We start from the raw sequence: 13,850 nt of genomic DNA on the forward strand, positions 1-13,850 counted from the left end.
GTTGGTCATCTCAGGAGATTCCAAACTCTTTGCTGATGAAGTCGAAGATCTCGTCGTCGCTGGCCGAGTCGAGGTCTGGCCGGTCCGGTTCGACGGTGGGCCCGGCCGCCAGGTCGGACGCCTTGGCGAGCAGGTCCTGCATCCGGGCGGTGAACCGGGCGCGGGCCGCCGGGTCGAGCGGGATGGCGGTGAGCAGGCTCTCCACCGTGTCGATGCCCTGGAAGAGCGGCTGGGTGGAGGGCGCCGCGTCGGCGGCGATCTCGCTCGTCAGCTTCTCGGCGAGCGCCGTCGGCGTCGGGTAGTCGAACACGAGCGTCGCCGGCAGCCGCAGGCCGGACAGGCTGTTGAGCCGGTTGCGCAGATCGACGGCGGTGAGCGAGTCGAAGCCCAGGTCGGTGAAGAGCCGGTTCGGGTCGACCGCGTCCGAGCCGGCGTGGCCGAGGACGGCGGCGATGTTCGCGCGTACCACGTCGAGCACCACCTTGAGCCGCTCCGGGGCGGCCAGTCCGGCGAGCCGCCGACCGAGTTGCACCCCGCCGGAGCGGGCACCGGTGGCGTCCATGGAGCGTCGCAGCGGCACCCGGACCAGGGCCCGGAGCATGGGCGCGAGGGTGCCGGTCTCCGCCTGCCCGCGCAGCGTCCCGACGTCCAGGCGCATCGGCAGGACGGTTGCCGCGTCGAGCCGCCACGCGGCGTCGAAGAGATCCAGCGCCTGCTCGGTGGCCAGGCCGGTGGCGCCCTGCTCGGCCATCCGCCGCACGTCGTCGCCGCCGAGGTGGCCCGTCATGCCGCTGGCCTGCGCCCACAGGCCCCAGGCGAGCGAGATGCCGGCGAGCCCGCGTGCCCGGCGGTGCGCCGCGAGGGCGTCGAGGAAGGCGTTCGACGCCGCGTAGTTGGACTGGCCGGCGCTGCCCAGCGTGGCCGCCGCCGACGAGAACAGGACGAAGGCCGCAAGGTTCGCGTCGGCCGTGAGGCGGTGCAGGTGCCAGGCGGCGTCGATCTTCGGCACGGCGACCGCGTCCACCCGTTCGGGGGTCATCGACTCCAGCACGCCGTCGTCGAGGACGCCGGCGGCGTGCACCACGGCGGTGAGCGGGTGCGCTGCAGGCACCCCGGCCAGCAGCGCCGACAGGGCCTCGGGGTCGGCGGCGTCGCAGGCCGCGACGGTCACCTCCGTACCGGTGCCGGCGAGTTCGTCGACCAGGTCGCCGATCCCCTCGGCCGCCGCGCCGCGCCGCCCGGCCAGCAGCAGGTGCCGTACGCCGTGGCTGGTGGCGAGGTGGCGGGCCAGGATGCGGCCCAGCACGCCCGTGCCGCCGGTGATCAGCACGGTGCCGGCCGGGTCGATCCCGCCGGGCAGCGGCTCGACACCGGCCGGAACCCGGCCGAGCCGTGGGGTGCGGACCTGCCCGTCGCGCACGGCGAGCTGCGGCTCGCCGGAGGCGATGGCGGCGGCCAGCGCGGCGGCGCTGTCCGGGGCGTCGTCGAGGTCGACGAGCTGGCACCGGCCCGGGTGTTCGAGCTGGGCGGCACGCAGCAGGCCCCAGACCGGGGCCTGGCACAGGTTCACCTGCTCCTGCTCCCCCGCCGCGACCGCGTCCCGGGTGACGAGCACCAGCCGCGAGTCGGCGAACCGGTCGTCGGCGAGCCAGGTCCGCAACGCGGCGAGCGTACGGTGCGTGGCGGCGCGCGCCTGCGCGGCGAGCTCCGGGTCCGACGGGTTCCCGGCGTCGCCGACCGGGACGATCACCAGCTCGGGCGCCGGCTCACCCCCGGCGAGCAGGTCGCCGAGGGTGTCGAGCCCGACGTCGGTACGCACCCGGGCACCGGCCGCCTCGCAGGCCGCGCTGAGCACCAGGTCGTCGCCGAGCGCCACCCAGCGGATGGCCGCCGGCACGGGGCCGGTGGGCACCGGCAGCACGGGCCAGTCCACCTGGAACAGCGACTCGTGCCGGCCGGAGCGGGCCGCGCCGAGGGAGTCCCCGGAGACACGGCGCATGATCAGCGAGTCGACGTGCAGCACCGGGGCGCCGGTGGCGTCGGCCACCTGGAAGGAGACGCCGACCTCGCCGGCCGCGGCGACGCGCACGCGCAGGGCGGTGGCCCCGGCGGCGAGCAGGGAGACCCCGGTCCAGGCGAACGGCAGGCGGGGCACGCCGGCGTCGGCGCCGTCGCCCATCCGGCCGAGGAAGCCGCCGATCGACATGGCCTGCAGCGCGCCGTCGAGCAGCGCCGGGTGCACGCCGAAGCGGCCGGCCTCGGCGTGGTGGCCGGCGGGCAGCTCGACCTCGGCGAAGACCTCGTCGTCGCGGATCCACGCGGCACGCAGACCCCGGAACGCCGGCCCGTATCCGAAGACGGTCGCCTCGATGCCGGAGTAGAAGTCGTCGGACTCGACGCGCGTCGCGCCGGGCGGCGGCCACACCCCCAGGTCGAAGGCGGGCGCGGCGTCGGCCGGCTGCGGGCCGAGCAGGCCGGTGGCGTGGCAGGTCCAGGCGACGTCGGCGAGGATCTCGTCGGAGCCGTCCCGGTAGGGCCGGGAGTGGAGCTGGACGGTGCGCCGCCCGTCGTCGTCGCGGTCGCCGACCGTCAGCTGCACCTGGAGCGCGCCGAGTTCGGGCAGGACGAGCGGGGCGAGCAGCGTCAGCTCCTCCACCGTCGGGCAGCCGGCCTGCGCACCGGCGTATGTGGCGAGTTCCACGAAGGCGGTGCCGGGCAGCAGGATGTTGTCCATCACCCGGTGCTCGCCGAGCCACGGGTGGGTACGCACCGACAGCCGCCCGGTGAAGACCATCCGCTCGCTGTCGGGGAACGTCAGCGTGGCGCTGAGCAGCGGGTGCCCGGCGTCCTGGAGACCGGCGGAGCTGACGTCCTGCGCCCGGTGCGCCGGCGGCTCGACCCAGTACCGCTGGTGGTCGAAGGCGTACGTGGGCAGGGCGACAGGGTCGGTCCCGGCCAGGACGGCCGTCAGGTCGACGGGCAGGCCGATCGCGTGGGCGGTAGCCAGGTTGGTCAGCAGCCGCGTCGGATCGTCGTCACCGCGGCGCAGGCTGCCCAGCGTGTGCCCGGTGACGCCGGCGTCGTCCAGGATCGCCGTCACCGGCATCGTCAGCACCGGGTGGGGGCTGATCTCGACGAACGTGGTGTGCCCGGCGGCGACAGCGACGCGCACGGCGGCGTCGAACTGCACGGTCTGCCGCAGGTTGTCGTACCAGTAGCCGGCGTTCATCGAGGACGGATCGACCCAGTCCCCCGTCAACGTCGAGACGAGCCGAGTGTGCCCCGGCTGCGGGCTCACGTCGGCCAGGTCCGCGCGCAACCGCTCCGCGACGTCCTGCACCGCCGCCGAGTGCGACGCGTAGTCCACCGGGATCAACCGCGCCCGCACTCCGTCGGCCTGACACGCCTCCACCAGGTCGGCAACCGGCTGCGGCGGACCCGACACCACCACCGTCGACGGGCCGTTCACCGCCGCGACGCCCACCCCGGGGAAGCCCGGCAGCCGCTCCGTCACCGCGTCCGCGCGGAGGTCGACCGACGCCATCGTCCCGGTGCCGCGCAGCGCGGTCAGGGCCCGGGAGCGCAACGCCACCGCCTTCGCCGCGTCCTCCAGGGAGAGGATCCCGGCCACGCACGCCGCGCCGATCTCGCCCTGCGAGTGGCCGATCACCGCCGCCGGAACCACACCCGCGTGCTGCCACACGGCGGCGAGGGCGACGCCGACGGCCCACAGCACCGGCTGCACGACCTCGACCCGCGCCAGCCACGACTCGTCGTCACCGGTGAGCACCGACACGAGGTCCACGTCCAGATACGGCGCCAACGCCCGCTGGCACTCCGCCAACCGCGCGTCGAAGACCGGCGTACGACCCACCAGACCGGCCGCCATCCGCGCCGACTGCGCACCCTGACCCGGGAACACGAACACCGGGCCCGCACCGTGCGACGACGACGTCGCCGCGACCACGTTGCCGGCCGGCGACCCCGACGCCAGAGCGTCCAGCCCCGCCAGCAACTCCTCCGTGCTCGACCCGACCACTGCCGCCCGGTGGTCGAACGTCGACCGGGTCGTCGTCAGGGACCAGCCCACCGCCGCCGCATCGACCTCGCCGTGCTCGCGTACGTGCCGGGCCAGCCGGGCCGCCTGGCCGGTCAGGGCTTCCCTCGACCGCCCCGACAGCGGCCATGCCACGACGCCGGAATCCACGAGGCCGGGCCGGGTGTCCACGCGTGCGGCGTCGACCGGCTCGTCACCCTGCTCGATGATCACGTGGGCGTTCGTGCCGGAGATGCCGAACGACGACACCGCCGCCCGGCGCGGCCGGTCCACCACCGGCCACGGCCGCGACTCCGTGGCCAGCTCGACGGCGCCGGAGGTCCAGTCGATGTGCGGGGACGGCTCGTCCACGTGCAGCGTCGCCGGGACGAGGCCGTGCCGGATGGCCTGCACCATCTTGATCACACCGGCCACCCCGGCGGCGGCCTGGGCGTGGCCGATGTTCGACTTGATCGAGCCGAGCAGCAGCGGCCGGTCGGCGGGCCGCTCCCGCCCGTACGTGGCCAGCAGGGCCTGCGCCTCGATCGGGTCACCGAGCGTGGTGCCGGTGCCGTGCGCCTCGACCACGTCCACGTCGGCCGTGGTAAGGCGGGCCGACGCCAGCGCCTGGCGGATCACCCGCTGCTGCGACGGACCGTTCGGGGCGGTCAGCCCGTTGGAGGCGCCGTCCTGGTTGATCGCCGAGCCGCGCACCACCGCGTACACGGTGCGGCCCTGTCGGCGCGCGTCGGAGAGCCGCTGCACGAGCAGCATGCCCACGCCCTCGGACCAGCCGGTGCCGTCGGCCGACGCGGCGAACGACTTGCACCGGCCGTCGGCGGCCAGGCCGCGCTGCCGGGAGAACTCGACGAAGGCGGTCGGGGTGGCCATCACCATCACGCCACCGGCGAGGGCCATGTCGCACTCGCCGCGCCGCAGCGCCTGACCGGCCCAGTGCAGGGCCACCAGCGACGAGGAGCAGGCCGTGTCCAGCGACACCGCCGGCCCCTCCAGCCCGAACGTGTACGCCACCCGGCCGGAGATGACGCTGCTGGTCATCCCGGTCAGCATGTAGCCCTCGGCGGCCTCCGGCGAGTACGCGAGCAGCGAGCCGTAGTCCTGGCCGCTGGTGCCGACGAAGACGCCGGTGCTGCTGCCCCGTACGTCGGCCGGGTCGATGCCGGCGGACTCGAAGGACTCCCAGGTGGTTTCCAGCAGCAGCCGCTGCTGCGGGTCCATGGCCAGGGCCTCGCGGGGCGAGATGCCGAAGAAGCCGGGGTCGAACCGGTCCACGCCGCTGAGGAAGCCGCCGCCGCGGGCGTAGAAGGTGCCGGGGGCGTCGGGGTCGGGGCTGTAGAGGCTGTCGAGGTCCCAGCCACGGTCGGTCGGCAGGTCGCTGATCGCGTCGACGCCGTCGACCACCAGCCGCCACAGGTCGTCGGGCGACCACACGCCGCCGGGCAGCCGGCAGGCCATGCCGATGATCGCGAGGGGCTCGTCGTCGCCGACCGGCACGGTGGTCGTCGCGTGTCGCACGGGGACCGGGGTGCCGGCGATCTCCGTACCCAGGAAGCCCGCCAGGTCGTGCGGGGTCGGATAGTCGAAGACGAGGGTGGCCGGCAGCCGCATCCCGAAGGCGTTGTTGAGCCGGTTGCGCATCTCGACGGCGGTCAGCGAGTCGAAGCCGAACTCGCTGAACGCCCGGCGCGGCTCGATGGCCGCCGGGTCGGGGTAGCCGAGCACGGCGGCGGCCTGCCCGCGGACGATCTCGACCAGCGCGGCGGCCCGCTCGGCGTCGCCCAGCCCGGCGAGCTGCTGCACCAGTGACGCGCCGGTGGTGGCCGCGGCGGCGCGCGCGGGCGTGCGGATCAGCGCCCGGTACAGCGGCGGGATGCTCCCGCCGGCGAACTGCACCTTCATCGCGGCGAGGTCCAGCCGGGCCGGGACGAGCGCGGCGTCGGTGGTGCGGCAGGCCACGTCGAAGAGCGCGAGCCCCTCCTCGGCCTCCATGGCGGCGACCCCGGAGCGGGAGATCCGGTTGAGGTGGACGTCGTCCAGCTCGGTGGTCATGCCGCTGCGGTCGGCCCAGAGGCCCCAGGCGAGGGTGAGCGCGGCGAGGCCGCGCGCCTTGCGGTGGTGGGCCAGCCCGTCGAGGAACGCGTTGGCGGCGGCGTAGTTGCCCTGGCCCGGGCCGCCTGCGGTGGCGGCCAGCGAGGAGTACGAGACGAACGCCTTCAGGCCGAGGTCGGCGGTCAGCTCGTGCAGGTGCCACGCGGCGTCGACCTTGGGCCGCAGCACGCCGTCCATCCGCTCGGGGGTGAGCGAGGAGATGACGCCGTCGTCGCGGACGCCGGCGGCGTGGACGACAGCGGTGAGGGGGTGCTCCGCCGGGATGCCGGCCAGCAGCTCGGCCACGGCGGCGCGGTCGGCGACGTCGCAGGCGGCGACGGTGACGCTCACGCCGAGCGCCTCCAGCTCGGCGCAGAGCTCCGCGACGCCCCCGGCGGCGCGGCCGCGCCGGCTGGTGAGGATGAGGTGCCGGACGCCGTACGTGCTGACCAGGTGCCGGCTCATCAGCTGGCCGAGGGTGCCGGTGGCGCCGGTGATCAGGACGGTGCCGTCGGAGTCGAACGGGGCGGCCGGCGGCTCGGCCGGGGCGGGAACCCGGGTGAGCCGGGCGCCGGCGGCGACACCCGCGCGGATCACGACCTGCGGTTCGTCGGTCGCGACGGCCGGGACGAGCACGGCGGCACAGCCGGCCACGTCGTCGACGTCGACAAGCACGAACCGGTCGGGGTTCTCCGACTGGGCGGAACGGAGCAGGCCGATCACGGCGGCGCCGGCCAGGTCGGTCAGGTCGGCGTCCCGGTCGGTGGCGACCGCGCCCGAGGTCAGCACCACCAGCCGGGACACCGCGTAGCGCTCCTCGGCGAGGAACTGCTGGAGCACGGCAAGCACCCGGTGGGTCGCCTCGGCGACGGCGCGCGGCACGTCCGCCGACGCGGGCGGGTCGAGCAACGGCAGGACCAGCACGCCGGGCGCGTCCGTCCCGTCGTCCATCGCCGTGGCCAGGGCCGTCAGGTCGGGGTACGCCGCCACGGCCGTGCCGGTGGCCGCGACCGCGTCGGTGAGCGCCGCGGCGTCGCCGATGACCGCCCAGTCGACAGTGGACGGGCCGGCGGGCAGCGCGAGCGGCGCCCAATCGACCTGGAAGAGCGACTCGGTGCCGCCGCCGGAGGCGGTGCGGAGCTGGTCGGCGGAGACCGGCCGCAGGACCAGGGAGCCGACGGAGATGACGGGCGCACCGGTGACGTCGGTGAGCAGCAGCGAGATGCTGTCGGGGCCGGTGTGCGAGACCCGGACGCGGGCCGCCGCGGCCCCGGCGCCGTGCAGGGCGACGTCGTTCCAGGAGAACGGCAGCCGGCCGTACCCCGGGGGCATGCCCGCCCCTGAAGGCTCTCCGGCCGGCGTGGTCAGGCCGAGGGTGTGCAGCGCCGCGTCGAGCAGGGCCGGGTGCAGGCCGTATCCGCCGGCCTCGGCGGCGGGGGCCTCGGGCAGCGCCAGCTCGGCGAAGAGGTCGTCGCCGCGCCGCCACGCGGAGCGCAGGGCGATGAAGGACGGACCGTAGTCGTAGCCCTGGGCGGAGAGGTTCAGGTAGAGGTCGTCGGTGCCGACCTCGGTGGCGCCCGGCGGCGGCCAGGTGGTCAGGTCGGACCAGCCGGCGGGGCCGCTCGGGGCGGCGGGGCCGCTGGCCAGCACGCCGCTGGCGTTGCGGGTCCAGGTCCGCTCGCCCGCGCCCTCGGCCGGCTCGCCGTCCTGGGCGGAGTGCAGCGACACGGACCGGCAGCCGGTCTCGTCGGCCGGGCCGATCCAGAGCTGGATGTCGACGCCCCCGGTCTCCGGCAGGATCAGCGGCGACTCCAGGGTGAGTTCGCGGACGTGGTCCGCGCCGACGTGCGCGCCGGCCTGGAGGGCGAGTTCGACGAAGCCCGTGCCGGGCAGCAGCACGGTGTCGAAGACGACGTGGTCACAGATCCACGGGTGGGTACGCCGGGCCAGCCGGCCGGTGAACAGGAATCCCTCGGCGTGCGCGACGCCGACGGCGGCCCCGAGCAGGGGGTGTTGCGCGGGGCGCAGGCCGACGGCGGTGACGTCGCCGGTCCACCCGGCGCCCGCCTCGGGCCAGTAGCGCTGGTGCTGGAAGGCGTACGTGGGCAGGTCCACGCGCCGCGCGCCGGTGTCGGCGAACCACTGCCGCCAGTCGACCGCCACCCCGTGCACGTGCAACTCGGCCAGCCCGGCCAGCAGCCCGTGCACCTCGGGCCGGTCCGCGCGCTGCGCCGGCACGGCGAGCACGGCGTCGTCGGCGGGCAGGATGTCGGCCGCCATCGCGGTCAGCACGCTACGCGGGCCGACCTCCAGGAACGTATCCACACCCGCCGCCCGCAGCGCCGTCACCCCATCGGCGAACCGCACCGCCTCGCGCACGTGCCGCACCCAGTACTCCGGCGTGCGGATCTCATCGCCGGCCAGGGCACCGGTCACGTTCGACACGACCGGCAGCACCGGCGCGGCGAACTCCAACCCGTCGAGAACGGCCCGGAAATCAGCGAGCATCGGCTCCATCAACGGACTGTGGAACGCGTGGCTGACCGCGAGCCGACGCGTCCGCACACCCCGGTCCTTCCAGACCCGCTCCACCTCGTCGAGGGCCTCAACGGCACCGGAGACCACAACAGCCTGCGGACCGTTGACCGCCGCGACCCCCACACCGGCCAACCCGTCCAGCGCCGCCGCCACATCGGCCTCGGCCGCCGCGACCGCCAGCATCCCGCCACCCGTCGGCAGCGCCTGCATCAACCGGCCCCGCGCCGCCACCAACGCACAGGCGTGCTCCAGCGACAGCACCCCCGCCACGTACGCAGCCGTGACCTCACCGATCGAGTGGCCGCCGACCAGGTCGGGGGCGACGCCGAAGGACTCGACGAGACGGAACAGCGCCACCTCGACGGCGAACAACCCCGCCTGCGTGAACACCGTCTGATCCAGCAGCTCCGCCTCAGCCGAACCCGGCTCGGCGAAGAGCACCTCGCGCAGCGGGCGCGGCAGGGCCCTGTCCAGGTGCCCGCACGCCTCGTCGAACGCGGCGGCGAACACCGGGAACTCGGCGTACAACTCCCGGCCCATGCCGGCGCGCTGCGCACCCTGGCCGGAGAACAGCACCGCCAACGGACCCCGGCCGCCGGCCTGGCCCACGACAACCGCACCCGACGGCTGCCCGGCGGCCAGGGCACGCAACCCGGCCAGCAGGTCGTCGCGGCCGGTCGCGGAGACCACGGCCCGGTGCTCCAGGGTGGAGCGTGAGGTGACCGACGAGAAGGCCACGTCCAGGGGCCGCAGGGTCTCGTCGGCGGCGATCCGGGCCGCCCAGCGGCCCGCCTGCGCGGCGAGGCCGGCCGCGTCCCGGGCCGACACCGGCACCGGCACGACCGGCCGCTCGACCGGCAACGCGGCGGCGGCCGACGGGGACTGCTGGGGCTCCGGAGCCTGCTCCAGGATGGTGTGGGCGTTCGTGCCGGACACCCCGAACGAGGAGACGGCCGAGCGGCGCGGCCGGCTCACCGCCGGCCACGGCGTCGCCTCGGTCACCAGCGACACCTCGCCGGCCGACCAGTCGACCTCGGGCGTCGGCTCGTCCACGTGCAGGGTGGGCGGTACGACGCCGTGCCGCATCGCCATCACCATCTTGATCACACCGGCGACACCGGCGGCGGCCTGGGCGTGACCGATGTTCGACTTGACCGACCCGAGCAGCAGCGGCGCCGAGTCCCCCCGGTCCTGCCCGTACGTGGCGAGCAGCGCCTGCGCCTCGATCGGGTCGCCGAGCCGGGTGCCGGTGCCGTGCGCCTCCACCACGTCCACGCCGCCGGTGGCGAGGCCGGCGTTGGCCAGCGCCTGCTGGATCACCCGCTGCTGCGACGGCCCGTTCGGGGCGCTCAGGCCGTTGGAGGCGCCGTCCTGGTTGACGGCGCTGCCCCGCACCACGGCGAGGACGGGGTGGCCGTTGCGCTGCGCGTCCGACAGCCGCTCCAGCACCAGGACGCCGACGCCCTCGGACCAGCCGGTCCCGTCGGCGGCGGCGGCGAACGCCTTGCAGCGGCCGTCGGCGGCGAGGCCGCGCTGCCGGGAGAACTCGACGAAGGCGGCCGGGGTGCACATGGCGGTGACCCCGGCGACGATCGCCAGGGTGCACTCCCGCTGCCGCAGCGCCTGCCCCGCCAGGTGCAGGGCGACCAGCGAGGACGAGCAGGCCGTGTCGATGGTGACCGCCGGGCCCTCCAGCCCGAAGGTGTAGGCGATCCGGCCGGAGACCACGCTGCCGGCGTTGCCGGTCATCAGGTGCCCCTCCAGGCCCTGCGCGGCGCCCATCAGCACGGTGCCGTAGTCCTGGCCGGTGCTGCCGGCGAAGACGCCGGTGCGGCTGCCGCGCAGCGAGTGCGGGTCGATGCCGGCCCGCTCCAGGGCCTCCCACGATGTCTCCAGCAGCCAGCGCTGCTGCGGGTCCATCGCCAGCGCCTCGCGGGGGGAGATCGCGAAGAAGCCCGGGTCGAAGTCGGCCAGGTCGTGGACGAAGCCGCCCTGCCGCGTGTACGACGTGCCGCTCTGTTCAGGGTCGCTGTCGTAGAGCGACCCGAGGTCCCAGCCGCGGTCCTCGGGGAAGTCGGTGACCACGTCCCGGCCGGACGCGACCACCTCCCACAGGTCCTCGGGAGAGCGCACCCCGCCGGGGAAGCGGCAGCTCATGGAGACGATGGCGACCGGTTCCTGTTCACCGGCCTCCACCTCGCGCAGGCGCTGGCGCACCTGGTGCAGGTCAGCGGTGACCCGCTTGAGGTAGTCGAGAAGCTTCGCCTCGTCAGCCATGGACCGCGCACTCCTTGTGTTGACCCGTCGTCGCAGCAGCGATCACGTCAGGACATCCCCAGCTCGCGGTCGATGAAGTCGAAGACCTCGTCCGGCGTCGCGTCCTGGAGCTTCTCGGCGACGGTGTCGCCGTCCGCCGGGGCGTCGGCCTCGTTGAGGGAGGCCAGCAGCGCCCGCAGCCGTTCGGTGATCCGAATTCGGGCGCTGCGGTCCGGCGCCGAGCCGGAGAGTGCCGCTTCCAACCTGTCCAGCTCACCGAAGACCGGTGCGACCCCGGCCACGCCGCCGTCGACGATCGCGGCCCGCACGTATTCGGCCAGCCCGGCGGCGGTCGGGTAGTCGAAGACCACGGTGGCGGGCAGCCGCACGCCGGTCGCCGCGGCGAGCCGGTTACGCAGCTCCACGGCGGTCAGCGAGTCGAAGCCGAGTTCGCGGAACGCCCGGTCCGGCTCGACGGCGTCCATCGAGGCGTGCCCGAGCACCGCGGCGGCCTGCCCGCGTACCAGCTCCAGCAGGGTCTTGCGTCGTTCGGCGTCGGTCTGCCCGGCGAGCAGGGCGGCGAGGGACTCCGCGGAGACGCCGGTGTCCTCGGCCCGCTCGGCGACGGCCCGCCGTGCCTCGGCCACACCCGCGATGAGCGGGCTGGGCCGCACGGCCACGAAGCCGGGCACGTAGCGGGCCCAGTCGATCTCGGTCACCATCGTCGTCGGCTCGCCCCGCGCGACGCACTGGGCGAGCGCCGTGAGCGCGAGCGCGGTGTCGAGGCGGGCCACGCCGGTACGCCGGCGGCGCTCCTCGACGGCCTGGTCGGTGGCGGCCATCCCGCCGGCCGCCCAGGGGCCCCAGGCGACCGAGGTGGCCGGCAGGCCCTGGCGGTGCCGCTGCTCGGCGAGCGCGTCGAGGTAGGCGTTGGCGGCGGCGTAGCTGCCCTGACCGGCGGCGCCGAGCTGGCCGGCCATCGCGGAGAACAGCACGAACGCGCGCAGTTCCCGCCCGAGGGTGAGCTCGTGCAGGTGCAGGGCGCCGAGCACCTTGGGTCGCAGGACGGTGGCGAGCCGGTCGGGGGTGAGCCCGTCGAGCACCCCGTCCTCCAGCACGCCGGCGGCGTGCACGACGGTGGTCAGCGGCGCGTCGGCGGGCACCTCGTCGAGCAGCTTGGCCAGCGCGGCCCGGTCGGCCACGTCGCAGGCCGCGACGGTCACCCGGGTGCCCGCCCCGGTCAGCTCACGGACGAGTGCCGTGGCGCCGGGGGCGTCCGCGCCGCGGCGGCTGACGAGCATCAGGTGCTCGGCGCCCCGGGCGGCCAGCCAGCGGGCCACCTCCGCGCCGAGCGCGCCGGTGCCGCCGGTGACCAGCGTCGTGCCCGGGTAGCCGGCCTCGTCGGTGGGCGCCTCGCCGCCCGGTGCCCGCACCAGCCGGCGTACCAGGATGGTGGCGCCGTCGACCGCGAGCTGGTCCTCGCCGTCGAGGCCGGCGAGGGCGGCGCAGAGCAGGTCCCAGCCGTGGTCGTCCAGGGTGGCCGGTACGTCGACCAGGCCGCCCCACCGCTCGGGGTGTTCGAGGGCAACGACCCGGCCGAGGCCCCAGAGCAGCGACTGCTCCGGGCGGCCGGCGGTGCCGCCCCGGGTGGTGCCGGCGGCGCCCCGGGTGACGCACCACAGCGGCGCGGCGACGTCGAGGTCCCCGAGCGCCTGGATCAGCGCCAGCGACCGGGCGAGGAACGGCGGCACCGGCTGGGTGTCGTCGACCGCGCCGTCGGCGAGGGCGAGCAGGGACAGCACCCCGTCGACCGGGGCCGTTCCGCCGTCGGAGGTACGGGTGACACCGCTCAGGTGCGCGGTGAGGGCGGCCCGGTCGGTCAGGTTCTCCGGCAGCGACACCAGCCGGACGTCGGCGCCCCGGCGGGACAGTTCGGCGACGGCGGCCTCGCCCTCCTCCCGGTGCCGCGCGTCGGCGATCACCCACCAGGCGCCGGGGAGGAAGCTGACGGGCGTGCCGGTGTACGGCTGCCAGACGCTGCGGTAGCGCAGGTCGTCCAGGGCGGACCGGCTGCGCTGCCGGCGTCGCCAGGAGGCGAGCACGGGCAGGGCCCCGCCCAGCCGTTCCAGGGATTCCGTCGCGTCCTGCTCGGTGAGTTCCGCGAGCGCGGCCAGGTCCTCGCGTTCGACGGCCGCCCAGAACGCGGCGTCGACGCCGCTCGGGGTCTCCTCGGCGCCGTCCTGCCCGGTCACGGCGGTGGGCCAGAAGCGGCTGCGGTCGAAGGCGTAGGTGGGCAGTGCCACCACGTCGGTCTCGGCGAGGACGGCCGTCAGGTCGACGGGCAGGCCGATCGCGTGGGCGGTAGCCAGGTTGGTCAGCAGCCGCGTCGCGTCGTCGTCACCGCGCCGCAGGCTGCCCAGCGTGTGCCCGGTCACGCCGGCGTCGTCCAGGATCGCCGTGACCGGCATCGTCAGCACCGGATGCGGTGAGATCTCGACGAACGTCGTGTGACCCGCCTCGACGGCCACCCGGACGGCGGCCTCGAACTGGACGGTCTGCCGCAGGTTGTCGTACCAGTAGTCCGCCGACATCGAGGACGGGTCCACCCACTCCCCGGTGAGGGTGGAGACGAGCCGGACGTTGCCCTGTCGCGGCGTCACGTCGGCCAGGTCGGCGCGCAACCGCTCCGCCACCTCCTGCACCGCCACGGAGTGCGACGCGTAGTCCACCGGGATCAACCGCGCCCGCACCCCGTCGGCCTGACACGCCTCCACCAGGTCGGCGACCGGCTGCGGCGGACCCGACACCACCACCGTCGACGGACCGTTCACCGCCGCCACCCCGACACCCGGGAACGCCGACAGCCGCTCAGCCACCGCCTCCGCCGACAGGTCCACCGACGCCATCGTCC

Annotated in this window: 2 protein-coding genes; both read right to left on the reverse strand. The window is 75.4% G+C overall.

The annotated features are described in order from the left end of the window. Positions 1-10 precede the first annotated feature (10 nt). On the reverse strand, positions 11-10,960 hold the full coding sequence (locus DQE82_RS15950) for a type I polyketide synthase (protein WP_113973088.1): 10,950 nt from the start codon (positions 10,958-10,960) through the stop codon (positions 11-13). A 47-nt stretch (positions 10,961-11,007) separates the two neighbouring features. Further along, positions 11,008-13,850: SDR family NAD(P)-dependent oxidoreductase (locus tag DQE82_RS15955; protein ID WP_113973122.1), on the reverse strand; the 2,843-nt coding region annotated here is incomplete at its 5' end.

Source organism: Micromonospora sp. LHW51205, assembly GCF_003315815.1.
Classification (GTDB): domain Bacteria; phylum Actinomycetota; class Actinomycetes; order Mycobacteriales; family Micromonosporaceae; genus Micromonospora; species Micromonospora chalcea.